19 protein-coding genes are annotated in these 22,663 nt (G+C 67.9%); 8 read left to right on the plus strand and 11 right to left on the minus strand.

Annotation, left to right across the window (positions count from 1 at the left end; translation table 11 throughout):
* The first annotated feature begins 10 nt into the window (after nucleotides 1-10).
* From DN412_RS18225 to DN412_RS18235, 3 genes are all read left to right on the plus strand, one after another.
* Complete coding sequence (locus DN412_RS18225; protein WP_115212879.1) at nucleotides 11-718, plus strand: heme-copper oxidase subunit III family protein; 708 nt, start codon at nucleotides 11-13, stop codon at nucleotides 716-718.
* Nucleotides 719-726: 8 nt separating this feature from the next.
* On the plus strand, nucleotides 727-1,113 hold the full coding sequence (locus DN412_RS18230) for a cytochrome C oxidase subunit IV family protein (RefSeq protein WP_115212880.1): 387 nt from the start codon (nucleotides 727-729) through the stop codon (nucleotides 1,111-1,113).
* Between the two features lie 77 nt (nucleotides 1,114-1,190).
* Nucleotides 1,191-2,387 carry a DUF2252 domain-containing protein gene (locus DN412_RS18235; RefSeq protein WP_115212881.1) on the plus strand — a complete coding sequence of 399 codons (1,197 nt, stop codon included), beginning with the start codon at nucleotides 1,191-1,193 and terminating at the stop codon, nucleotides 2,385-2,387.
* 79 nt (nucleotides 2,388-2,466) lie between these two features.
* Here DN412_RS18235 and DN412_RS18240 read toward each other — a convergent pair whose 3' ends face one another.
* Both DN412_RS18240 and DN412_RS18245 read right to left on the minus strand, forming a co-directional pair.
* Entirely contained in the window at nucleotides 2,467-3,894 is a 1,428-nt protein-coding gene (locus tag DN412_RS18240) for an NAD-dependent succinate-semialdehyde dehydrogenase (protein WP_115212882.1), read from the minus strand.
* Nucleotides 3,895-4,024: 130 nt separating this feature from the next.
* A complete protein-coding gene (locus tag DN412_RS18245; RefSeq protein ID WP_115212883.1) occupies nucleotides 4,025-4,813 on the minus strand; it encodes an MHYT domain-containing protein in 789 nt (262 codons plus the stop codon).
* A 270-nt stretch (nucleotides 4,814-5,083) separates the two neighbouring features.
* On the opposite strand from DN412_RS18245, the gene DN412_RS18250 reads away from it, so the two are divergent.
* The 4 genes from DN412_RS18250 (at nucleotide 5,084) to DN412_RS18265 (ending at nucleotide 9,476) form a co-directional block, all read left to right on the plus strand.
* The gene (locus DN412_RS18250; RefSeq protein WP_115212884.1) at nucleotides 5,084-6,574 is read left to right on the plus strand and encodes an MATE family efflux transporter; all 1,491 of its coding nucleotides are present in this window, start codon (nucleotides 5,084-5,086) and stop codon (nucleotides 6,572-6,574) included.
* Between the two features lie 446 nt (nucleotides 6,575-7,020).
* A complete protein-coding gene (locus DN412_RS18255; RefSeq protein ID WP_115212885.1) occupies nucleotides 7,021-7,482 on the plus strand; it encodes a tripartite tricarboxylate transporter TctB family protein in 462 nt (153 codons plus the stop codon).
* 12 nt (nucleotides 7,483-7,494) lie between these two features.
* On the plus strand, nucleotides 7,495-8,997 hold the full coding sequence (locus DN412_RS18260; protein WP_115212886.1) for a tripartite tricarboxylate transporter permease: 1,503 nt from the start codon (nucleotides 7,495-7,497) through the stop codon (nucleotides 8,995-8,997).
* Between the two features lie 176 nt (nucleotides 8,998-9,173).
* The gene (locus DN412_RS18265) at nucleotides 9,174-9,476 is read left to right on the plus strand and encodes a helix-turn-helix transcriptional regulator (RefSeq protein ID WP_115212887.1); all 303 of its coding nucleotides are present in this window, start codon (nucleotides 9,174-9,176) and stop codon (nucleotides 9,474-9,476) included.
* 98 nt (nucleotides 9,477-9,574) lie between these two features.
* On the opposite strand, the gene DN412_RS18270 is transcribed toward DN412_RS18265, so the two are convergent.
* The 9 genes from DN412_RS18270 to DN412_RS18310 all read right to left on the minus strand — a co-directional run bounded on the left by DN412_RS18270 (nucleotide 9,575) and on the right by DN412_RS18310 (nucleotide 20,812).
* Nucleotides 9,575-10,354: a DUF4397 domain-containing protein gene (locus DN412_RS18270; protein WP_115212888.1), complete on the minus strand. Its 780-nt coding sequence runs from the start codon at nucleotides 10,352-10,354 to the stop codon at nucleotides 9,575-9,577.
* A 709-nt stretch (nucleotides 10,355-11,063) separates the two neighbouring features.
* The gene (locus DN412_RS18275) at nucleotides 11,064-12,215 is read right to left on the minus strand and encodes an IS110 family RNA-guided transposase (RefSeq protein ID WP_115212889.1); all 1,152 of its coding nucleotides are present in this window, start codon (nucleotides 12,213-12,215) and stop codon (nucleotides 11,064-11,066) included.
* A 78-nt stretch (nucleotides 12,216-12,293) separates the two neighbouring features.
* Nucleotides 12,294-13,322 carry a diguanylate cyclase gene (locus DN412_RS18280; protein ID WP_279635207.1) on the minus strand — a complete coding sequence of 343 codons (1,029 nt, stop codon included), beginning with the start codon at nucleotides 13,320-13,322 and terminating at the stop codon, nucleotides 12,294-12,296.
* Nucleotides 13,323-13,385: 63 nt separating this feature from the next.
* Entirely contained in the window at nucleotides 13,386-14,405 is a 1,020-nt protein-coding gene (cheB, locus tag DN412_RS18285) for a chemotaxis response regulator protein-glutamate methylesterase (protein WP_115212891.1), read from the minus strand.
* A complete protein-coding gene (locus DN412_RS18290) occupies nucleotides 14,402-16,690 on the minus strand; it encodes a hybrid sensor histidine kinase/response regulator (protein ID WP_115212892.1) in 2,289 nt (762 codons plus the stop codon). Before DN412_RS18290 ends, cheB begins: the two co-directional genes overlap by 4 nt.
* Nucleotides 16,687-17,418 (minus strand): chemotaxis protein CheW, encoded by a 732-nt coding sequence (locus DN412_RS18295; protein ID WP_115212916.1) that lies wholly within the window; start codon nucleotides 17,416-17,418, stop codon nucleotides 16,687-16,689. The genes DN412_RS18290 and DN412_RS18295 overlap by 4 nt, the downstream gene beginning before the upstream one ends.
* Nucleotides 17,411-18,691: a CheR family methyltransferase gene (locus DN412_RS18300; RefSeq protein WP_115212893.1), complete on the minus strand. Its 1,281-nt coding sequence runs from the start codon at nucleotides 18,689-18,691 to the stop codon at nucleotides 17,411-17,413. The genes DN412_RS18295 and DN412_RS18300 overlap by 8 nt, the downstream gene beginning before the upstream one ends.
* On the minus strand, nucleotides 18,688-19,164 hold the full coding sequence (locus tag DN412_RS18305; RefSeq protein ID WP_115212894.1) for a chemotaxis protein CheW: 477 nt from the start codon (nucleotides 19,162-19,164) through the stop codon (nucleotides 18,688-18,690). The genes DN412_RS18300 and DN412_RS18305 overlap by 4 nt, the downstream gene beginning before the upstream one ends.
* Nucleotides 19,165-19,195: 31 nt before the next feature.
* Nucleotides 19,196-20,812: a methyl-accepting chemotaxis protein gene (locus DN412_RS18310; protein WP_115212895.1), complete on the minus strand. Its 1,617-nt coding sequence runs from the start codon at nucleotides 20,810-20,812 to the stop codon at nucleotides 19,196-19,198.
* Between the two features lie 297 nt (nucleotides 20,813-21,109).
* On the opposite strand from DN412_RS18310, the gene DN412_RS18315 reads away from it, so the two are divergent.
* Nucleotides 21,110-22,438, plus strand: a complete 1,329-nt coding sequence (locus tag DN412_RS18315; protein WP_115212896.1) for a putative bifunctional diguanylate cyclase/phosphodiesterase — start codon at nucleotides 21,110-21,112, stop codon at nucleotides 22,436-22,438.
* Nucleotides 22,439-22,663: the final 225 nt, after the last annotated feature.

Below are 22,663 nucleotides of genomic sequence, written 5' to 3' on the forward strand. Positions count from 1 at the left end.
GAGAACCGGCATGTCAACGCAACTGTCTTCACCATCGGCCACACCCGGCGTGGCGCCTGCGCCCCCGGTGGGCGGCCTGCGCGGCCTGCTGGCCGACTGGTCGTCGGACCAGCAGGCCTTCAAGGTGTCGTGGGGCAAGGCGATGATGTGGATCTTCCTGCTGTCCGACACCTTCGTCTTCAGCTGCTTCCTGACCGGCTACATGACCGTGCGCATGTCGACCACGGTGCCATGGCCCAACCCCAGCGAGGTGTTTGCGCTGCACGTGGGCGGCGCCGACATCCCGCTGCTGCTGATCGCCATCATGACCTTCGTGCTGATCACCAGCAGCGGCACCATGGCGATGGCGGTCAACTTTGCCTACCGGCGCGCGCGCCGCGAGTGCGCGCTGCTGATGCTGGTGACCGCGCTGTTCGGCGTGATGTTCGTCAGCATGCAGGCCTTCGAATGGACCAAGCTGATCCTGGACGAGGGTGTGCGGCCGTGGGGCAACCCCATGGGCGCGGCGCAGTTCGGCTCGACCTTCTTCATGATCACCGGCTTCCACGGCCTGCACGTGTCGTGCGGCGTGGTGTACCTGCTGATCGTGGCCACGCGCGTGCTGCGCGGGCGCTACGAGGCCACCGGCAACTACCAGATCGTCGAGATCGCGGGCCTGTACTGGCACTTCGTCGACCTGGTCTGGGTATTCATCTTTGCGTTGTTCTATCTCTGGTGAGGGCGGCCATGGCATCGAATCCGGCAACTCCCGCAACGCCCGCGCAGGGCACGCCGCATGGCACCGGCCTGGATGCCGGGCATGCCGCGCACTCCGGCCAGCAGCATCCCATCGGGCTGTACCTGAAGATCTGGCTGCTGCTGTTCGTGCTGTCGACCATGTCGTACCTGGTCGACTACTTCCACTTCACCGGCTACCTGCGCTGGACGCTGATCCTGCTGTTCATGGCGCTGAAGGCCGGACTGATCGTGGCGGTGTTCATGCACATGGCATGGGAGCGCATGGCGCTGATCTGCGCTATCCTGATTCCGCCACTATGCCTGCTGGTGCTGGTCGGGCTGATGGCCGAAGAAGCCAACCACACTTTCCTCACGCGCGGCCTGTTCTTCCGCTGAACCAGGTCCGGAACCCGGAGCGCGTGCCGGCCGGCCGCGCCGCTGCCGGATTTCAACCCTGAACGGAAGCAGAGCCTATGCACGCCGCCACGCAGGCAATCCTCACCTTCAACCATGGCCGCGATCCCGAGCGGCTGACCCGCAAGCTTGCGACCATCGCGGCAGACCCGTTCGCCTTCTTTCGCGGCACCAACCACCTCTATGCCGCATCGCTGCGCGATGAGGCGCCATTGCACGATGCGCCCGCCACCTACGTCTGCGGCGATCTGCACCTGGAGAATTTCGGCAGCTTCAAGGGCGACAACGGGCTGGTCTATTTCGACCTGAACGACTTTGACGACGCGCTGGTCGCACCGCTTACCGTGGACTTGATCCGGGTGCTGTCCAGCGTGCTGGTCGCCGCGGGCCAGCTGGGTCTGTCCGAGGCGAATGCCACGCGCGCGTGCGAGGAAATGCTTTCGACCTACGCCGCCGTGCTGCAGACGGGCAAGGCGCGCTGGCTCGAACGTGCCACGGCGATCGGCATGGTGGCCACGCTGCTGACCCGGGTCAAGCGCCGCAGGCGGGGCGAACTGCTGGCCGAGCGCACCACCCTGCGCAAGGGCAGGCGGCGCCTGCTCTGCGACGGCCGCCACGCACTGCCTGCGGACAAGGCCGGCCGCGAGCACGCGCGCGCCATCCTTGCCGCCTATTCCAGGCAGAGTCACCACGGCCACCGCTTCACCGCCGACGACGCGGCGCGGCGCGTGGCCGGCATCGGCAGCCTCGGCCTGGAGCGCTATGTGGTGCTGGCCCGCGACGAGTTGGGCGGCATGCAGCGCCTGATCGACGTCAAGCGCGCGGCGCCCAGCGCGTGGCAGGACCTGCCCAATCGCCCGCAGCCGCGCTGGGGCAGCGATGCAAAGCGCGTGGTGGCCGCGCAGCAGATCATGCAGGCGGCGTCGCCGGCGCTGCTGTCCGCGGTCGACATGGGCAAGGCATCCTACCAGGTGAAGAGCCTGCAGCCAACCAATGACCGGGTCGACCTGGCCCAATGCAAAGGGTTTGCGCAGCTGCGCGAGGTGCTGGTCACCATGGCGCATGCCGCGGCGTGGGCGCACCTGCGCGGCTGCGGGCACCATGCCGCGGACCGGATCGAGCAGTTGCAGGCGTTTGCCGCCGGCACCCGCTGGCGCAGCGGCGTGCTGCGGCTGGCGCGGCATGGCTGCGCGGTGTCGATGGCGCAATGGAAGGCGTATGCGGAGGATTACCGCAAGGCGAGGGGAGACCAGTGAGCGGAAAAAATTGAGCCGTTCACGCAAGCGTGAACGGCTCAATGACGGCTCTGCGACGAGGGCGTTCTGGTGAGGGCGCTCAGGCCTGGGTGATGAACTTGGTCACCAGGTAGCCATCGAAGGTCTCCTGGCCGCCTTCGCTGCCGATGCCCGAGTCCTTGATGCCGCCGAACGGGGTCTCGGCCAGCGCCATGCCGAAGTGATTGATGTTGACCATGCCGGCTTCGAGTCCGTTGGACACTTCGGTCGCGGTCTTCAGCGAGTTGGTGAACACATACGACGCCAGGCCGTAGGGCAGGCTGTTGGCGCGGCGCAGCGCCTCGGCGGTGTCCTTGAAGCGCGTGACCGGCGCGACCGGGCCGAACGGCTCGTCGGTCATCAGGCGCGAGTCATCGGGCAGGTCGGTGACCACGGTGGGGGCGAAGAAGTAGCCCTTGTCGCCCACGCGCGCGCCGCCGGTCACGACCTTGCCGCCGCGCTGGCTGGCATCGTCCAGGAACTGCTCCATCGACAGCACGCGGCGCTCGTGCGCCAGCGGGCCCATCTGGGTGCCGGCCTCCAGGCCGTTGCCCACCTTGATCGAGCCGATCACCTCGGTAAAGCGCGCCAGGAAGCGGTCGTAGGCCTTCTCCTGGACATAGAAGCGCGTCGGCGACACGCACACCTGGCCGGCGTTGCGCAGCTTGAAGCGCGCCAGCATCTCGGCGGCGGGGTCGATGTCGGCATCGTCGAACACCAGCACCGGCGAATGGCCGCCCAGCTCCATGGTCATGCGCTTCATATGCGCGCCGGCCAGCGCCGCCAGCTGCTTGCCCACCGGCACCGAGCCGGTGAACGAGATCTTGCGCACGATCGGCGATTCGATCAGGTAGGTCGAGATCTCGCTGGGCACGCCCCAGACGATGTTGAGCACGCCCGGCGGCAGGCCGGCATCGTGGAACAGCTGCGCCAGCGCCACCACCGCGCTGGGCGAGTCCTCGGGACCCTTCAGGATCAGCGTGCAGCCGGCGCCCAGCGCCGACACGATCTTGCGGATGGCCTGGTTGAACGGGAAGTTCCACGGCGTGAAGGCGGCGCACACGCCGATCGGCTCGCGCACCACGATCTGGCGCACATTGGGCTGGCGCGGCGGGATCACGCGGCCGTAGATGCGGCGGCATTCCTCGGCGTGCCAGTCGGCATGCTCGGAGCAGACCATGACTTCGCCGATGGCCTCGGCCAGCGGCTTGCCCTGGTCCAGCGTGATATTGCGGCCGATTGACTTGGCGCGCTCGCGCGTGAGCTCGCCCACGCGGCGCAGGATCCCGGCGCGCTCCAGCGGCGAGGTCTTCTTCCAGGTTTCAAAGGCACGCTGCGCGGCGGCCAGCGCGCGGTCCAGGTCGGCCCGGCTGGCGTGCGGCAGCTTGCCCAGCACTTCCTGCGTGGCCGGGTTGATGACGTCCTGCTCGCGCCGGTCCCCTCCCTTGATGAATTCTCCGTCGATGTAGAGGGCGAGATCCTGGTACATGCGTGTTCTCCTGGTGGGCGGTGAAACCGCAAGCTTAACCCGGCTGCCGCGTTCATGCAGCGCGCCGGGCGCATTGCCCGCACGAATGTGGGGGAATGTCCCCGCGGCCCGTTCAGGCGGAGCAGGCGGTTCAGGCGGTATCGCGCGCCCGGGCCACGCTTGCGGCTTCAGCGCCGGTGCGGGTGGCTTCCACCACCAGGATCACCATCAGGGTGATCAGCGTCAGGCCGAACACCGCGTAGCCGATGCTGTCGCCCTCGATGGCGAACAGACTGGGCGCGTAGGTCGGGCTGGTGCAGACCATCGTCCCCGCCGACATGCCGGTGTAGTGCATGCCGCAGACGGCAACGCCCATGACCACGGCCGCCGCCAGCTGCTTGCCGCGGGTCTTCACCGTGGTGGCAAGCCACAACGCCACCACCGACACCACCACCGCGATCACCACCGACAGCCCGATGATGGCCAGGTCCCAGTCGAAGCGGGTGTTGGAGCGGATCGCCGCCATGCCGGTGTAGTGCATTGCCACCACGCCCAGCCCGGTCAGCACGCCGCCCTTGACCACGTTGTCGGTGCGGCTGCCGCGCGGGCGCGAGGCCACTGCCAGCCCCGCGCCGGCCAGCACCATCACGACCAGCAGCGAGGCCAGCGTCAGGAACAGGCCGAACTCGCGGTGGGTCGGGGTCTCATAGGCCACCATGCCGATGAAATGCATCGACCAGACCGCGCCGCCGCCCAGCGCCACGCTGGCGCAGAGCAGCCGGTCCACGTCCAGGCGCCCGTCCGGCAGGCGCACCCGGCGCGACCAGCGCAGGCCCACGTAGGCGCCGCAGACGGAGATCAGGAACGACAGGCCCACCATCGGCCAGTCATAGGCAAACGGCACCAGGGCGCCGGAAACAGGCTGGAAACCGACAAACATGACCCCACCTCCTCGTTATGACTGCGACCGAAGGGAGCACGCGCACGCCGGAAAATACAGATGACCCCGTCCGGCAGCCGGCCTGGGACGCGGTGGTCCCGCGCCGAGTATGCGATCGGCCGCAATCGCCGGGGAATAACTCATTCAGGTAAAAAGCGGGGCAGAATCGGGCCAGGCGCGCGTTACAGCCCCGACCGGGAGTTGCCATGCGTGCTTGTAGGCACCTCGGGGCAGGAATAGACTGGGCGGATTTCCCATGCGCGACACCCCATGAAGCCAGACGCCAGACTGACCACCGGCCCGATCGGCCGGACCCTGCTGCTGTTCTCGTTGCCGGTGCTTGGCAGCAACATCCTGCAGTCGCTGAACGCCTCGATCAACTCGATCTGGGTCGGCCGGTTCCTGGGCGAGGCCGCGCTGACGGCAACCTCCAATGCCAACATCATCCTGTTCTTCCTGCTGGGCGTGGTCTTCGGCATCAGCATGGCCAATACCATCATGATCGGCCAGGCGGTCGGCGCGCGTGACCTGGACGAGGCGCGCCGCGTGGTCGGCACCAGCACCACCTTCTTCGTCGGGCTGTCGGTGCTGGCCTCGGCGCTGGGCTACTTCTACACGCCGGACATCCTGGCCGCGATGCACACCCCGGAAGATGCCGCGCCGCTGGCGGTGGCCTACCTGCGCATCATCTTCCTGGCGCTGCCGTTCATGTACTTCTACAACTTCGTGATGATGACGCTGCGTGGCGCCGGCGATTCGCGCACGCCGTTCTGGTTCATGTTGTTGTCCGTGGCGCTGGACGTGGTGCTCAACCCGGTGCTGATCTTCGGCGTGGGCCCGATCCCGCCGCTGGGCATCGCGGGCTCGGCGCTGGCCACGCTGATCGCGCAGCTGGTGAGCCTGGCGGCGATGATGGTGCTGCTGTACCGGCGCCGGCATTTCCTGCTGCTGCATCGCGGCCAGCTGGCGCTGCTGAGGCCAGACCCGGCGATCCTGCGCGCGCTGGTGGTCAAGGGCCTGCCGATGGGGCTGCAGATGGTGGTGATCTCGTCGTCCGCCATCGTGATGATGGCGATGGTCAACGCCTACGGCTCGCAGACGACCGCGGCCTATGGCGTGGCTTCGCAGCTTTGGACCTATGTGCAGATGCCCGCGCTGGCGGTCGGCGCGAGCGTGTCGTCGATGGTGGCGCAGAACGTCGGCGCGGGGCTGTGGCAGCGTGTGTCGCGCATCACGCGCGTGGGGCTCCTGTTCAACGTGGCCATGACCGGCGCGCTGGTCGCGCTGATCTACGTGTTCAACCGGCATTCGCTCGGGCTCTTCCTCGGTACTGACGGCGTGGCCATCGGCATCGCCCAGCATATCAACGTGGTGGTGCTGTGGTCGTTCATCCTGTTCGGCTTCACCATCGTCATCTTCGGCACGGTGCGCGCCACCGGCGCGGTGATGGCGCCGCTGGTGATCCTGTTCCTGTCGATGTGGGTGATCCGGCTGCCGTTTGCGTGGGCGCTGGGCCCGCGCATCGGCGCCGAAGCGATCTGGTGGAGCTTCCCGCTGGGTTCGGTGGTGTCGCTGGGGCTGGCGATCGGCTACTACCGCTTCGGCAACTGGCGCCGCAGCCATATCCTGCCCACGGCGCCGCATCCGGCGCAGGCCATGGGGCAGGCGCCCGATACCAGCATGGGCACGCCCTGCGAGGACGCGGGCGAGGTCGTCGAGGAGACGGATGCGGCAACGCCAGAACCCGCAGCCGCGCGGTGACGGCTGCGGCCCGTCGTCGCGCTGGCTGCACTGAAAGCCATTCGAAAGATCGATATGTCATTGTGTCGTCGCTGGCACTCCCTCCCAGCGCACGCGTGGCCTGGCAGCCAGAGCAGGCGCGCGCGTCTTTCCGGCCGCGCCTTGCCCTGACGCAAGTGCGCGAGCCGTCTTGTGCGTCAGACCTTCCTGTCGACCTTCCCCCGCCTTCTTCTTCACGTTGAATACATCGCGTCATGATGTATTTGTCCGCACACGTCGGCCGGATTTGCCTAGGTTTATGGGGTATCGGTGAATACCCCTAAACCAAGACAAATGAAAGGCACCTGAAAGTTCCCGTCTTTAAGGTTCGGATCAACCGTCGGGGAGCATGCGTTGCGCATGTTTTGCCGCGCCCGAGCCAGTGCGCCCCCCGGCACGGCATTTCGTGAACTTTGAGGAGAATCATTTTGCGCATACGCAGCCAAAAGGACTTTGCCTCCGGCCTGATGTTCGTCCTGGTCGGATTCGGCTTTTCCTGGGTCGCACGCGGCTATTCCATGGGAACGGCCGCGAAGATGGGACCCGGATACTTCCCATTCCTGCTCGGACTGGTGCTGGCACTGCTTGGTGTGCTGGTGCTGATCGGTTCGTTGTCGTCCAAGGGCGAAGAAGACCATCTCGCGCGCTGGGACCTGAAGACCCTGCTCTGGATCCTGGGTTCCGTGGTGCTGTTCGGCCTGTTGCTCAAGCCGCTCGGCATGGTGTTGTCGGTGTTCGTGCTGGTGCTGGTGTCGTCCATGGCCAGCCATGAGTTCAGCTGGAAGGGCGCGCTGCTCAACAGCGTGGTGCTCGTGCTGATCAGCCTGGGTGCGTTCGTCTACGGCATCAACCTGCAGATGCCGGTGTGGCCTGCATTCATCACCGGTTAAGGAGCAGCAAGAATGGAATTGCTTGATCACCTCGCGCTGGGATTCTCCACGGCGCTGTCGCTGCAAAACCTTGCCTACGCCTTCCTGGGCTGCGTGCTGGGTACCCTGATCGGCGTGCTGCCGGGCCTGGGGCCGCTGGCCACCATCGCCATGCTGCTGCCGGTGACCTATACGCTGCCGCCGGTGGCCGCGCTGATCATGCTGGCCGGCATTTACTACGGCGCACAGTATGGCGGCTCGACCACCGCCATCCTGGTGAACCTGCCGGGCGAATCGTCGTCGGTGGTGACAACCATTGACGGCTACCAGATGGCAAGGCGAGGGCGAGCGGGCGTGGCACTGGCCACTGCCGGTCTCGGTTCGTTCTTTGCCGGCTGCGTGGCTACGCTGATCCTGGCCGCCTTTGCCACGCCGCTGTCGGAACTGGCATTCAAGTTCGGCCCTTCCGAGTACTTCTCGCTGATGGTGCTGGGCCTGATCGGAGCCGTGGTGCTGGCTTCCGGCTCGCTGCCGAAGGCCGTGGCGATGATCGTGCTGGGCCTGCTGATGGGGCTCATCGGCACCGACGTGAACTCGGGCGCCGCGCGCTTCTCGTTCGACGTGCCGGAACTGACCGACGGCATCGACTTCGTGGCGCTGGCCATGGGCATGTTCGGCTTCGCGGAAATCATCGCGAACCTGGAGCAGAAGGAAGCCCGTGAGACGTTCACCGACAGCGTGACGAACCTGTGGCCAACCAAGGAAGACTTCAAGCGCATGATCCCGGCCGTGCTGCGCGGCACGTTCCTGGGTTCGGCGCTGGGCATCCTGCCGGGCGGCGGTGCGGCGCTGGCGTCGTTCGCGGCCTACTCGCTGGAAAAGAAGACCTCGAAGTACTCGCATGAGTTCGGCAAGGGCGCAATTGAAGGCGTGGCGGGTCCGGAATCGGCCAACAACGCCGCGGCGCAGACCTCCTTCATCCCGCTGCTGACGCTGGGCATTCCGCCCAACGCGGTGATGGCGCTGATGGTGGGTGCGATGACCATCCACAACATCCAGCCCGGCCCGCAGGTGATGACCAGCAACCCGGCGCTGTTCTGGGGCCTGATCGCCTCGATGTGGATCGGCAACCTGATGCTCATCATCCTGAACCTGCCGATGATCGGCGTGTGGGTGAAGCTGCTGACCGTGCCGTACCGCTTCCTGTATCCGGCCATTCTCGTGTTCTGCGGCATTGGCGTGTACTCGGTCAACAACCAGACCTTCGACGTGTTCATGGCGGCTGGCTTCGGCATCATCGGCTACCTGTTCCTGAAGCTCAAGTGCGAACCCGCACCGCTGCTGCTCGGCTTCGTGCTGGGGCCGATGATGGAAGAGAACTTCCGCCGCTCGCTGTTGCTGTCGCGTGGTGACTTCACCGTGTTCGTGACGCGTCCGCTGTCGATGGGCCTGCTGATTGCAGCCGCGGCACTGGTGGCGGTGGTGGCTCTGCCTTCGATCAAGGCCAAGCGCGAAGAAGCGTTCCAGGAAGAATAGCGGCCGGAGGCCCCGCAATTGCGCCGTCAGCAACGGCGCACACAACGCAAGCATTCGGGGTGCCTTCGTGCACCCCGTTTTTCTTCTGACGACAGAGAGTGCCCGACTGCGGCAGCAGTCATGGGCTGCGCATGATGATCACGATTCCCGCACCATCGGGTGCGCCGACAGCGCCCATGAAACCGCCTACCTTTGACCGGTTTTTCTCACGTATCTATGTGCTCAAGCTCGTCCAGTCGAGCCCGTCCACCGTCCTGAGCCTCGTCGACCGCTTGCGCGAGCGCGGCATCGACAAGAATATCCGCTCGCTGCGGCCGATCCTGCGCAGCCTGATGATCGCGCGGGCCATCACGGCCGAACTGGTCGAGGGCAGCGGCCGCGTGTATTGCATCACTGAGCAAGGGCGGGCGGAGCTGGAGGCCTATATGGCCCAGCTGGCTGTGCTGAAGGCGGAGCTGGAGCCGGAGCAAGAAAAGTAGAGGCGGTCAGCCGCCTCGCCCCAAACAAAAAGAGGCCGGTCCTTCGGACCGGCCTCTTGCACGCTGCCCGCCTGCCGCAGGCAGATGCAAGCACGCTGTTATTGCGTCACGAGCTCAAGACCAGCTTGCGACTCGTCGTCGCCGCGGGCAACCAGCACCTTGATCTTGTTAGGTATCGCTGCGCCAATGCCGTCGACCGGGATGGTAGTGATCAGCCAGTCTGCATTATCGGCCAGCGTCAGCGCGCCCGAGTCAAAGATGACGGTCTTGGTGCCGGCCGTGGTGATGCGCAGGCGATAGGTGCCGCCGTTCACGTTGATCGAGTCGCTGCCCGATGCAGGTACCGCGGACTTGTACGCAACTGCGGCAAAGGTGGGCGTTGCCGCGGCCAGGTCAGCGGCCGGGACGGTCAGGTAGATATCGACATTCTGCGCATTGAACGATGCGTTCAGGCTGCGCACGCGCGCCTTGTCCGAGAGCAGGCCCTTTTCGAACGGATCGTCGATCTGTAGCACGTCTGCCGCCGTTGCACCAGGCAGGGCCACCACCGTGTACTTGTGGCCGGTGTGCGTGCTGACCGTGGTCCTGCCGAGTTCGGTTGCCGTGTTGGCAACGTTGAACGAAAACGTCTGGCTACCCTCGTCCACGTTGAAGTACTTCGAGACAAACTTGTAGGGCTCGTTCAGCAGGCTTGTCCTGGCGCCGTTCTGCAGCACATCCACATTGGGCCCGCCGGTAATGGCATGAATCACCCGCACGGTGGGCTCGCTGACGCCGATGCGGGCACCGATGCTGTCGTCTCCGCCGCCACAGGCCGACAGGACGGTGGCAGCGGCCAGCGCCAGGCCGAAGATAAGACTGGTCTTGGATCGGAACATGTGTCACCTCTGTTCGTTGGTGTTTGGACTTGCCGGCGCGCCGCCGCGCACTGCGCGGCATGGTTGCGGGGGCAGAGTTCAGATGCGGCGGCGCATGCCTTAGAGGTGCGGCAAATACGCTCGCTGTGATGCAACGATAGGTAGTAAGGCCGGGAGCAGGCAGGTGCCTGCATCCGAATCCGATGTCGGACGATTCCGACAGAAGTGACGTGTGAGGGGTGGCGCGGCTGGCGCCGCGCTGTCCTGATGGCGGGGAATCAGGAACAGACCCTTCTATGGGGCGTTGAAAGTCAAGCACCTACTGCTGTGTTTTTCGTTGGGCAGTTATCTCCTGTTGAGACGTGCTGCAAGTTATCCACGGCTGGTCAGCGGGTCGCCCGTCACGACCACGACGCTGGACCAGCGGTGGGTAACTTGCCCAGCAAAGGCACGTGGTCTCAGTTTGGTGTCCTTTCAATATCCCGTGACTGCAACGGGATGGAGGTCGGAGTGTCTGATACCGGGGCAGTTGCCCGGTCCAACTTCTATCCGTGCCGGCGCCGGGGCCGGTCACCACATACCGCATGCGCCGAAGCGCTGGAACACTCCCTTACCGACGCGCCCCATCTAAAACTACGGTTATCCGTGGGGTAACCCTCTTACTGTCCGGGCGCGCTAACCTTCAAACCGTTCGTCGACTGACGCTCACTCAGCTCACTCCTCAGTTCACTCAGCTCACGACGGCGTTGCTGCGGAGCGACTTGAGCCTTGCCCCGAGCGGAATCTCGCCATACTCCAGGTAGCGCCACAGTACGATCGCCAGGCGGCGAGCGAGCGCGACAATGCCGATGCGTCGCGCTCGCTTCCCGGCACCGGCAAATCGTTGCCTAAACCATTGGCTCAACTGGCTCGCCGGCTGAAAGCGCAACCAGCTCCACGCGAGTTCCACCAGCAGCCAGCGCACCCGTTTGTTGCCCGCCTTGCTGATGCCCTGTTCGACTTCGCTGGTGCCGCTTGCGTAAGGGGTCGGCGCCAGGCCCAGGCAGCCGGCGAGTTCACGGCGATTGTGGAACTGCCGCCAGCCAAACAGTTCCTTGACCAGGGTCCATGCACTGCCAGTGCCGATACCTGCAAGCCGTGTCAGCACAGCGATCGCGGGTTGTGTACCGCCGTGAACTTGGTGGTTCTGGAGCGTCTCCAGTGTCCTGATCTGCTTGGCGACGAGTAACAGCCGCTCGAACTCGCGTTCAATCTCGGCGCGCAAACTTGGCAAGAGCTGCGCAGCATGCTGGGCCCACCAGCATGCCCACGAGCGCCCACCGATGTGCTCGGGCCGCAGGTTGTGCAAGACCAGTAGCGAGCGGATCCGGTTGCTGTGGGCGGTGCGCTCCTGGCGCAGGCGCCCGAGCTCGCGATGCACGCGCCGCTCATCTTCCTGCTCTTCGGTTGGGACCCGCGCGACTGCCCACACCCGCCGCTCGCCCGCGTAGTAACGCATCAGCATCGACAACAGCTTGTCGCTGTCGAGCCGGTCGGTCTTCGCACGGCGCGCCCGCCGGTTCACTTCGATACTGGCGGAATCGACCACCAGATTGACGATGCCGTGTGTGCTGAGCCAGCGGTGCAGCCAAAAACCGTCGCGGCCGGCTTCATAGCAGGAGCGCACCGGCGCATCGGCGGGCAGATGACACCGGGCTTTGGCCTTGGCAATTGCTGTCAGGACCGATGTCATGTCACCGGCCGCCACCGAGCATCGGCTCGGCCCGCGCACGCCGTCGCCCAGCGACAGCTTCCAGCTCTTGTCGCCCAGTTCGAAGGCTATGTACAGCCAGCCAGTGATCGTCGTATTCTGCCCGTGAAGGGCTGTGTCAGGCGCGTCCATTTGCGTGCTCCTCGAGAAACGAGACTTGGAATCTTCGTTTTACTCCAGGGGGCTTACCTCCGCGGCCCTTCATAGTATCTAGACCATCACGACCTGGTTGCGGCCATTGCGCTTGGCCTGGTAGAGGCCGGTATCGGCCGCTTCCACCAGCCGGCTCGAGGGCTCGTCGGGCTGGGGCACCAGCACGGCACCGCCGATGCTGACCGTGACGCAGTCGGCGGTGAGCGAACCGCTGTGCGTGATGGCCAGCGCCTGCACGGCACGCCGGACCTTCTCGGCCAGCAGGCGCACGCCGCCCGGTGAGGTCAAGGGCAGCACCATGGCGAATTCCTCGCCGCCGAAGCGCGCGGGCAGGTCGGTGGCACGCGTGCAATTGTCGCGAATCACCGAGGCCACGCGGCGCAGCACCTCGTCACCGGCGACGTGGCCGTAGGTGTCGTTGTAGGCCTTGAACGCATCGACGTCGATCATCAGCAGCGCCAGCTGGGTTCGCTCGCGCAGCGCACGGCGCCATTCCGCGCCGAGGTATTCATCGAAATAACGCCGGTTGGACAAGCTGGTCAGGCCGTCCGAGTTGGTCAGCCGCTGCAACTCCAGGTTGGTTTCGAGCAGTTGCTGCTGGCTTTGCCGCAGCGCGCGGTAGGCTTCGTCGCGCTGCAGCTGGTTCAGGTACGAGCGCGAGTGGTAGCGGATGCGCGCAATCAGCTCGATGCTGTCGGGCAGCTTGACCAGGTAGTCGTTGGCGCCAGCGGCAAACGCCGCGCCCTTGGTCGCGGCTTCTTCCTTGGTCGACAGCACGATGATCGGGATATCGCGCGTGGCGGGGTTATCGCGATAGCGCCGCACCAGCGTCAGGCCGTCCACGCCCGGCATCACCAGGTCCTGCAGGATCACGGTGGGCTTGGTGCGCTGCGCCACCGCCACCGCTTCGTCGGGCTGCGAGCAGTAGTGGAAATCGATATCGGACTCGGTGGAGAGCGCGCGGCGCACGGCTTCTCCGACCATGGCCTGGTCGTCCACCAGCAGCACCATGGCGAGGTAGTCTTGCCTGTCGGGGGCCGGCACCGGAGCAGGCGCTGCGGGTTGGTTGGGGGATTCGGGTTGCATGTTCAGTTCCTGGGTGTGACGGTCCCGTGCCGGCCGGGACCCATTGCATTCTGTCGGGCTGGCTCAGGACAGTGCCGCGTGGCCGCATGCCTGCACCAGCCGTGGGGCGATGCGCGGCAGCGGCAGGATCTCCGCGGCCGCGCCCATGGCAGCGGCGGCCTTGGGCATGCCGTACACGGCGCTGGTGGCGCGGTCCTGGGCGATGGTCAGGAAGCCGCGATCGCGCATCGCCTTCAGGCCCAGCGCGCCGTCGCGGCCCATGCCGGTGAGCAGCACGCCGACCACGTCGCCGCGCCAGTGCTCCACCACGCTTTCGAAGAACACGTCGATGGAGGGGCGGTACAGGTAGTCGCTGGGCTGCTCGGTGTAGGCCATGCGCGTGGGGCTGGCCAGGCGCAGGTGGTCGTTGGTGCCCGCCAGCAGGACGGTGCCGGCCTTGGGCGTGTCGCCGGCGCGGGCAACGCGCACCGGCAGCGCGCATTGTCCGTCGAGCCAGTCGGCCATGCCGGCGGCAAAGGCCTCGTCCACATGCTGCACGGCGACCACCGCGGCACCGAAGTCCGCCGGCAGCGCGCCCAGCAGGGCGGCCAGCGCGGCCGGGCCGCCGGCGGAGGCGCCGATCGCCACCAGCCGCGGCGCGGCGACGGCGCGCGGGGCCGCCGTCAGCGTGTGCTGGGGGGTCAACCGGCCGGACAGCAGGCGGCCGATATTGCGCAGCTTGCGCAGCAGCGGCCCGGCGGCAAGCTGCGCATCGGCTTCGGCCAGCGTGGGGGTGTCGACCGCGTCAATGGCGCCATGGCCCATGGCGTCGAAGACCTGCGAGGCATTGCGGCCCAGGTCCATGGTCACCACCACGATCGCGCAGGGGGTGGCGGCCATGATCCGGCGCGTGGCCTCGACCCCGTCCATGACCGGCATCAGCAGGTCCATCAGGATCAGGTCCGGGGTCTGGCGCGCGGCCATCTGCACCGCCTGTTCGCCGTCGCCGGCGACCCATGCGATCTCGAACGACGGATCCAGCGCAAGCGCGCGGCGCAGTGCGGCTACCGCAAGCGGCGAGTCGTTGACGATGCCGATTTTCATGGACGTGCCTCGCCGATCAGGTCCTGGACCGCGTCGAGCAACGCGGCGTCGTGGAAACTGCCCTTGGCCAGATAATAGTCCGCGCCGGCCTCCAGGCCGCGCTGGCGGTCCTGTTCGCGGTCCTTGTACGACACCACCATCACCGGCAGCTGCCGCAGCGCGGCGTCCTGCCGGATCCTGCGCACCAGCTCGATGCCGTCCATGCGCGGCATGTCGATGTCGGTGATGACCAGGTCGAAGGGCTCGGCGCGCAGCACGTTCCAGCCGTCCATGCCGTCGACCGCCACCGCCACATCATAGCCGCGCCCGGCCAGCAGCTTGCGCTGCAGCTCGCGCACGGTGAGCGAGTCATCCACCACCAGCACCCGCCGCGCGCGCGCCTGCACGCTGGCCGCGGCCACCTGGCGCACACCTTCGATGCGGCCTTCGGACACCAGCTTCTCCACCGAGCGGATCACGTCCTCGACATCGAAGATCAGCACCGGCGTGCCATCGTCGGTCAGGCTGCCGGCGGCGATGTCGCGGACCTTGCCCAGCGCCGCGGGCAGCGGCTGCACCACCAGCAGGCGCTCGCCCAGCATGCGGTCGACGGCAAGGCCATAGATGCGCTCGGCCTCGCCGATGACCACCACCGGCACTTGCTCGCGCTCACTGGCGGCGTCGGTCTCGGGGCGCTGCAGCACCTGCGCCGCGCTGACCAGCCCGATGGCGCGGCCTTCGTGGCGGAAATGCTGGTGGCCCTCGGTCTGTTCGATCTCGCTGCGCGCCACCGAGGTTGCACGCAGCACGCGGCCCAGCGGGAAGGCATAGGCCTCGCCCGCGACCTCCACCAGCAGCGTGCGTACCACCGACAAGGTCAGTGGCAGCTCCAGCCAGAAGTGCAGGCCTTGCCCCGGCTGCTGCGTCAGGCGCAGGCTGCCGCGCACGCGGCGCACCATCTCCTGCACGGCATCGAGGCCAACGCCACGCCCGGAGACCTCGGAGACGGTGTCGCGCATGCTGAAACCCGGCAGCAGCAGGAAGTCGAGCAACTCGGCCTGCGACATTCGCGCCGCGGTATCTTCCGAGGCCAGCCGCCGCCGCACGATGGCGCGCCGCAGCGCTTCCAGGTCGACGCCCGCGCCGTCGTCAAAGATCTCGATCAGCAGCCGGCCCGCGTTGTGGCGCGCCTGCAGCGTGACGCAGCCCTCCACCGGCTTGCCCTGCGCCAGGCGCACTTCGGGCGGTTCGATGCCGTGGTCGACCGCGTTGCGCAGCAGGTGCGCCAGCGGCGCGTCCAGGGCTTCCAGGATGTCGCGGTCGACCTGCGTGCCGGCGCCGGCCAGTTCCAGGTGCACCGGCTTGCCCAGGGAGCGGCCGAGGTCGCGCACCATGCGCGCGTAGCCGGTCAGCCCATCGGACAGCGGGCGCATGCGCGAGGCCAGCGCGCTGTCATAGAGCCGGCGTGCCAGCCGCGTGGCGCGATGGTCGTACTGGTCGAATTCCTCCAGCCGTGCGGCCAGCTGTTGCTGGCCATCGTCCAGCAACTGGCGCAGCTCGGCCAGCGCGGCCTGTGCCGCCTGTGCCGCACCCACGCCATTGCCATCCAGCGCATCGTGCAGGGTCTGCTGCAGCGTGTCGGTGGCGCGCAGCGCGCGTGCCTGCTGCCGCCGGGCCTTCTGCAGCGACTTGCCGAAGGGGCGCAGCCAGTGCGATTCGACCATGGCCTCGCCCGACAGCGCCAGCAACTGGTCGAGCGCATCGGCATTGACGCGCAGCATGCGCTCGTGGGGGTCCTCGGCCTGCCTGGCCAGCGGGGCTGGCGCCGCGGGCTCGGCGTCCGGCGCCAGGGCCGGTGCTGGCTCGGGCGCTGGCGCCATGGGTGTCTCGGGGGGCGCAGCGCCACCATCGAGCGAGCCCAGCCGCTGTATCACCGCATCGATCTGGGCGCGGCCGGCGTGGTCGGCCCAGCCCGGGTCGCCGCCGGGCGGATGGCCGATGCGCAGCAGCAGGTCCGTGCCTTGCAGCAGCGCATCGATATGCGCGGCGCTCAGCGGCATGCCGCCCTGGGCCGCGACCAGGCAGTCCTCCATCGCATGCGCCACCCGCACGCCGCCATCGAGCCCGACGATGCGGGCAGCGCCCTTGAGCGAGTGGGCCGCGCGCATGCATGCCTCCAGCTGCTCGGGCGCGCCCGGGTTGCGCTCCAGCGCCAGCAGCCCGGCATTGAGGATTTCGACCTGGGAATCGGCTTCGAGCGCGAACAGCTCGAGCAGCGAGGCGTCGCGCAATTGCTCGGGATTCATGCCAGGCTCCGTGCCAGCGCCTGGCGCACCTGCGCGGCGTCGAGCAGCCCGACGCTGCGGCCCTGGTCGAGAAACAGCGCCTGCGTATAGCGCGCCGAGGCACGCGCCATGGTGGCGGGCAGCGGCAGCAGCGCGGCCCTGGGCACGCGGGCGATGCCGGCCACCTCGGCCACCGGCAGCGCGATCGCGGCGCGGCCCTGGCCGAGGATCAGGAAGCGGCTGCCGCTGGCATTGCCGTCGCCGTGGGCCGCGTCGACCGCGAACAGCCGTGCCAGCGACAGGCAGGCCAGCAGGTTGCCGCGCACCGCGGCCAGCCCCAGCATGGCGGCATCGCGCCGGTGCGGCAGCGAATGGACCAGGCAGGGTGCGGTGACTTCGCCCAACGCGGCGGTCGGCAGCGCCAGCCATTCATCGCCGATACGGAATACCAGGCAGGCCAGCGCGGCGCCGCGTTCCGCGGCTGCCTCCTGGTCGTCACGACTGAGGCTGGCCGCCTCCGGCAGTTCCTGCAGCGCCTGTTCCAGCTGTTGGGCGTCCAGCAGCATGGCGGCGGCCTGCGCATAGGTCGGGCAGTTGCGGCAGTGGGCATGCTCGGCCAGCGCCGGGCAGGTGCCGTCGCCGCGCACGCCGATGCGCCGCCAGCAGTCGTCGATGCCTTGCGTGCGCACAAGGGTGGCCGGAGTGGTAGCTGAAGGGGTGGCTAAAAGAGGGGCCTGGATCTCAGCCATGGTGCTTGCGGGTGTGGCGCTGCGCGCGCTGGCGCAGGCGCGTGGCGCCGTCATGGTCGCCTTCGGTATCGAGCAGCGCGGCCAGGTGATACAGGCTTTCCTGGTGCGCCGGGTCCAGGTACAGCGCCTTGCGGTAGGCGGCGTGCGCCTGCGCGGCGCGGCCGGCGGCGTCGTGCAGCACGCCGAGCATGCAATAGGCGTCGGCATCGGCAGCGACATCCGGCGCGGCCCGGTCGAGCAGCGCCAGGCACGCGGCGGTGGCCGCCTCCAGTTCGCCGCGGTCGGCCAGGGCCGCGATGCCGGCCAGCGCCTCGCGGCGCGCATCGGCCGCGGCCGGGCGTGCCGCTGCCGTGGGCGCACGCACGGCGGCACGGCGCAACGAGGCCGGTGGCATGGGCAGCCGCGGCGGGGCTGCCATGCGGGGCGGCTGCGTGGTATGCACAGGGGGACAGGCCGGGGCGCCTGCTCGCGGTGCCGAGGGGGCCGGCTTGCGAAAGGCAAAGGTCAGCGGCATGCCGACCGGCTCCAGTCCTTGCGCGCTCAGCACGCTGGCCTCGGCAGGTCCGACGAAGAGCAGGCCGTCGGCCAGGGTCAGGCGCGCCAGCGTCTGCACCGCTTGCCGTTGCCCGGGTGCGTCGAAGTAGATCAGCAGGTTGCGGCAGAACACAAAGTCATAGGGCGGCTCGCCCGCCAGCAGGCCGGGCTCGACCAGGTTGCCCTGCAGCAGCCGCACCTGCGCGCGCACGCGCGCATCCAGCACGTAGCCGGTGGGCGTGGCGGTGAAATAGCGGTCGCGGAAATCGAGCGGTGCGCTGCGGAAGGCATTGGCGCCGTATTCGCCCTGGCGCGCGCGGGCCAGCGCGCGGGCGCTGATGTCCACCGCGTCGATATAGAAGCGCCCGGGTGGCACGCCGGCATCGAGCAGCGCCATGGCGATCGAATAAGGCTCTTCGCCGGTGGAGCAGGGCAGGCTCAGCAGGCGCAGCGTGCGCCGGCTGTCGGCAAAGGCACGCTCGGCGGCAAAGCGGCCCAGCGCCAGCAAGGCTTCGCGATGACGGAAGAACCAGGTCTCCGGCACCACCACGGCCTCGATCAGCGCCTGGAATTCGTCGGCGGTGCCTTGCAGCAGGTCCCAGTACGCCTGGGTGTCGGGCGCCTGCCGTGCCTGCTGGCGTTCGCGCACGGCGCGCGCCACCGCGCCGGTGCCGATGGCGCCGGCATCCAGGCCGATGCGCGCCTTCAGCAGGGCCTCGATGTGCTCGGCAGTGCTCATGGCGCGGCCTCCGCGGCGGTGTCGGCGAACAGCATGGCATGGACCTCGTCCGGCAGCAGGGCCTCGACCCGGACCCATTGCACCAGGCCGCGCGCGTCGTTGCGCACGGGCCCCAGGTAGCGCGGGCTGGCGCCGGCGATGCCGCCGTCGACGAACGACTCTGGCGGGCAACGCAGCGTCTGCGTGGCGGATTCCAGGCGCAGGCCGAGCAGCCGGCCGGGCTCGCCGCCATGGCGCCGGTAGTGGACCAGCACCGTGCGCGTGCTGGTGCGCAGCGCCGCCGGCACGCCGGTGGCCAGCGCGGGCAGGTCGATCACCGGCACCGGCTGGCCGCGCCGTTCCATCAGGCCCGCCACCCACGCCGGCGCGCCGGGAATCTGCTTCAGGCGCGTGAGCGGCAGCACCTCGGCCACCTCGGCGGCATCGAGCGCGTAGTGGTCAGCGCCGAGGCGGAACAGCAGGAAGAGTTTCATGGCGGCGGTGTGCAGGCCCTGGTGGCGGGGCCTAGACCTTGAAGCGCGACACGCCGCTGCGCAGGTCGTTGGCGACCAGCGTCAGCTCGTCGATGGCCTGGCCCGACTGGCGCAGCGACTCCACCGTCTGCTGCGCGGCCTCGGACAGCTGCATCAGCGCCTGGTTGATCTGCTCGGCGCCGCCGGCCTGGGCCTGCATGCCTTCATTGACCATCAGCACGCGCGGCGCCAGCGACTGCACCTGGGCGATGATCTGCGACAGCTGGTCGCCCACCTGCGTGACGTCGGACATGCCGCGGCGCACTTCCTCCGAGAACTTGTCCATGCCCATCACGCCGGCCGACACCGCCGACTGGATCTCGCGCACCATCTGCTCGATGTCGTAGGTGGCCACCGCGGTCTGGTCGGCCAGGCGCCGGATCTCGGTCGCCACCACGGCGAAGCCGCGGCCGTATTCGCCGGCCTTCTCGGCCTCGATCGCGGCGTTCAGCGACAGCAGGTTGGTCTGGTCGGCCACCTTGGCGATGGTGGTCACCACCTGGTTGATATTGCCGGCCTTCTCGTTGAGCGTGGCCAGCTTGGCATTGACCGAGCCGGCGGCATCCATCACATGCTGCATGGTGCCTTCCATGCGCGACAGGCCTACCTGCCCGGTGCCGGCCAGCCCGGCGGCCTGCTCGGCGGCGCTGGAGACTTCATGGATGGTGCGCACCAGGTCGCGCGCGGTGGCCGAGATCTCGCGCGAGGTCGCGCCGATCTGCGTGGTGGTGGCCGCGGTCTCGGTGGCCGTGGCCTGCTGCTGGCGCGCCGTGGCGGCGATCTCGTTGACCGAGGTGGTGACCTGGATCGCGGTGCGCTGCGCCTGGCCCACCAGCGAGGTCAGCTCGCCTGTCATCTGGTTGAAACCTTCCTCCACTTCCTGGAACTCGTCCTTGCGGCGCAGTGCCATGCGCAGGCGCAGGTCGCCGCCGCGAATGCCGGTCAGCAGGCTGACGATCGACCGCATCGGCACGGTGATCGCGCGCAGCAGCAGGTAGCCGCAGACCACGGCGACCACCAGGGCCAAGACCAGCGCCGCCTCGATGCCGATCTTGGCCGCGCTGACGGCTTCGTCGATGCCGCGCGCCGCGCGCGCATTGACCGCGCTGTTGTCGTCCACCAGGTGCTGGACCGCCTTGCGCGCCTCGACCCAGCGGTCATGCGCTTCGCCGCGCAGCGCCGCCGCGGCGGCGGCGGCATTCCACTCGCCCTCGCGGGTCAGGACCTGGGCGGCCTGTTCGTAGCGCGCACGCACGTCGCGATAGCCCTTGAAGGCGATGCGGTCCTCGTCGCGCGTGATCGAGGTCTCGTACTGCTCCTCGAGCTTGTCGAGGCGGCTGGCGGCCTCCTGGCTCTGTTGCTGGAAGCTGCGGCGCTCGGCCTCGTTGGCGGCATTGACGGTCTGCCACGACAGCACGTAGCGCTCGCCCCAGACCCCGCGGATGCCGGTGCTGTAGTTCAGCCCGGGCAGCGCATCCTTCAGCATCAGCGTGGTTCCGCGTTCAATCGCGGTCAGCCGGGTATAGGCGACCACGCCCATCAGTGCCATGACAAGCAGGATCAGCGAGAAGCTTGCCAAAATGCGCGTGCGGATGGTCCATTCGTTCACGGTGAGGTCCCGGTGATGTTCTTGTTCAGGAGCGGCCGCTACCCTGCAAAGCCGCCTCTGGGGCGCCGCTCGGGGGGCAATCAGGGGCGCCAGGGCGGCAGGGACGGCCCGATGCGCGGTAGGGTACTGTAAGCCGGTAGCCGATTCAACGCGCAATGCGACACCAGGATGACCGGCGTTGCGCCGGCGCCTAGGGGTTTGGGCCAATATCGGAACTGCTTGATTTTTTCCAAGTTTTCGTCACACTTGCTAAATTGCTAGCGGGTAACAATGTCGACAATTACAGATGGGGCAGGGATGGTTGCCAAGTCGGGGGCGAAGTCGGCTGGCGCCTCGCCAGGCTCGGATCTCGATCCGCTGACCGGCGTTGACAATCGCCAGGGGTTTCTGAAGCGGCTGGAGGCACGCCTGCAAAGCGAGGCGGTGCCCCGCTTTGCTTTGCTGCTGATCGGTATCGACGATTTCCGCGCCTTCAACGACATGCATGGCCATGCCGAGGGCGACATCGTCCTGCAGCGCGTGGCCCGCCGCCTGCGCGACGCTTCGCCACGCGATGCCGCCATCGGCCGCATCGGCAGCGACGAATTCGGCGTGCTGCTGCCTTCCATTGCCGATCCCACCCTGGTGCGCCATGTCAGCGCGGCCATCCTGTCGATGCTGTCCTCCCCGCATGAGCACGCCGGGCGCCGCCACCATGTGCTGGCCAGCATCGGCGCCTGCGTGACACCCGCCGCCGGCGAGCAGGGCTCCGACGTGCTGGCCGCCGCCAGCCTGGCGCTGGCCCGTGCCAAGCACGACGGCGGCCGCACCATCCGCTTCTTCAAGCCGCAGATGCGCTCGGACGTGACCACCCGGCTGTCGCTGGTGCAGGCGCTGCACGAAGCCTATGCCCAGCGCCAGTTCGAGCTGCTCTACCAGCCCCAGGTCGACCTGCGCGACGGCCGCGTCCACGGCGCCGAAGCGCTGATGCGCTGGCGCCATCCGACCCGCGGCCTGCTGCCGCCCGCCGCCTTTATCGACGCGCTGGCAGGCAGCAGCATCGCCAGCGATGTCGGCATGTGGCTGCTGCAGACGGCCTGTGCACAGGCGCGCGCGTGGTCGCTGGCGTTTGCGCAGCCGCCGCGCGTGGCCATCAACCTGTTCGCGGCCCAGCTCGCCGAAAGCCGCCTGCTGACCGAGGTGCGCCACGTGCTGCGCGCGCTGGAGCTGGCGCCCGACTGCCTGGAGATCGAGATCACCGAGACCATCGCGCTGCAGCAGGGCGACGAGGTCGCGGACCAGCTGCAGGCGCTGCGCCGCGACGGCGTGACGCTGACCTGCGATGACTTCGGCACGGGCTACGCGTCGCTCAGCTTCCTGAAGTCGTTCCCGGTGGACCGGCTCAAGATCGACCAGTCCTTTATCCGCAACGTGACCGAAGACCCGGTCGACGCGGCCATCGTGCGCTCGGTGATCAGCGTGGGTGCCAGCCTGCACATCGGCGTGGTGGCCGAAGGCGTGGAAACCACTGAGCAGCGCGACTTCCTGCTCGCCAATGGCTGCCACGAGGCGCAGGGCTACCTGTACGGCCGCCCGATGCCGGCCGAGCGCCTGACTGAAATGCTGCGCCGGCAGTCCGGCGGCTGAGCCGCCTCTGCACCGTCCGTTCCCCTCCCACGGCCCTGCCCGGTTGCCGAAGTTGTTTCCACCTTTGACGGCGACCCGGCCGGCGCGCAGCGCCCGCTGATCCGCCGCCCGCCCGCAGCCTGCCTGGGATCCCCATCCGGCCTGCATGGCGATGCCACATGGCGAAATACGTGCTTACAAAGTCTGCGGCGCCAGGCGTGCCGCGGCATCCGGGGCCATGTATGG

It is taken from the genome of Cupriavidus lacunae (assembly GCF_003353055.1).
Lineage (GTDB): Bacteria > Pseudomonadota > Gammaproteobacteria > Burkholderiales > Burkholderiaceae > Cupriavidus > Cupriavidus lacunae.

Coding starts and splice junctions, on each gene's coding strand:
- DN412_RS18240 (WP_115212882.1), bottom strand. CDS start 3,894: ATGTACCAGGATCTCGCCCTCTACATCGACGGAGAATTCATCAAGGGA.
- DN412_RS18245 (WP_115212883.1), bottom strand. CDS start 4,813: ATGTTTGTCGGTTTCCAGCCTGTTTCCGGCGCCCTGGTGCCGTTTGCC.
- DN412_RS18235 (WP_115212881.1), top strand. CDS start 1,191: ATGCACGCCGCCACGCAGGCAATCCTCACCTTCAACCATGGCCGCGAT.
- DN412_RS18275 (WP_115212889.1), bottom strand. CDS start 12,215: ATGGACGCGCCTGACACAGCCCTTCACGGGCAGAATACGACGATCACT.
- DN412_RS18290 (WP_115212892.1), bottom strand. CDS start 16,690: ATGAATCCCGAGCAATTGCGCGACGCCTCGCTGCTCGAGCTGTTCGCG.
- DN412_RS18295 (WP_115212916.1), bottom strand. CDS start 17,418: ATGGCTGAGATCCAGGCCCCTCTTTTAGCCACCCCTTCAGCTACCACT.
- DN412_RS18315 (WP_115212896.1), top strand. CDS start 21,110: ATGGTTGCCAAGTCGGGGGCGAAGTCGGCTGGCGCCTCGCCAGGCTCG.
- DN412_RS18230 (WP_115212880.1), top strand. CDS start 727: ATGGCATCGAATCCGGCAACTCCCGCAACGCCCGCGCAGGGCACGCCG.
- DN412_RS18225 (WP_115212879.1), top strand. CDS start 11: ATGTCAACGCAACTGTCTTCACCATCGGCCACACCCGGCGTGGCGCCT.
- DN412_RS18250 (WP_115212884.1), top strand. CDS start 5,084: ATGAAGCCAGACGCCAGACTGACCACCGGCCCGATCGGCCGGACCCTG.
- DN412_RS18300 (WP_115212893.1), bottom strand. CDS start 18,691: ATGAGCACTGCCGAGCACATCGAGGCCCTGCTGAAGGCGCGCATCGGC.
- cheB (WP_115212891.1), bottom strand. CDS start 14,405: ATGAAAATCGGCATCGTCAACGACTCGCCGCTTGCGGTAGCCGCACTG.
- DN412_RS18260 (WP_115212886.1), top strand. CDS start 7,495: ATGGAATTGCTTGATCACCTCGCGCTGGGATTCTCCACGGCGCTGTCG.
- DN412_RS18270 (WP_115212888.1), bottom strand. CDS start 10,354: ATGTTCCGATCCAAGACCAGTCTTATCTTCGGCCTGGCGCTGGCCGCT.
- DN412_RS18265 (WP_115212887.1), top strand. CDS start 9,174: ATGAAACCGCCTACCTTTGACCGGTTTTTCTCACGTATCTATGTGCTC.
- DN412_RS18280 (WP_279635207.1), bottom strand. CDS start 13,322: ATGCAACCCGAATCCCCCAACCAACCCGCAGCGCCTGCTCCGGTGCCG.
- DN412_RS18305 (WP_115212894.1), bottom strand. CDS start 19,164: ATGAAACTCTTCCTGCTGTTCCGCCTCGGCGCTGACCACTACGCGCTC.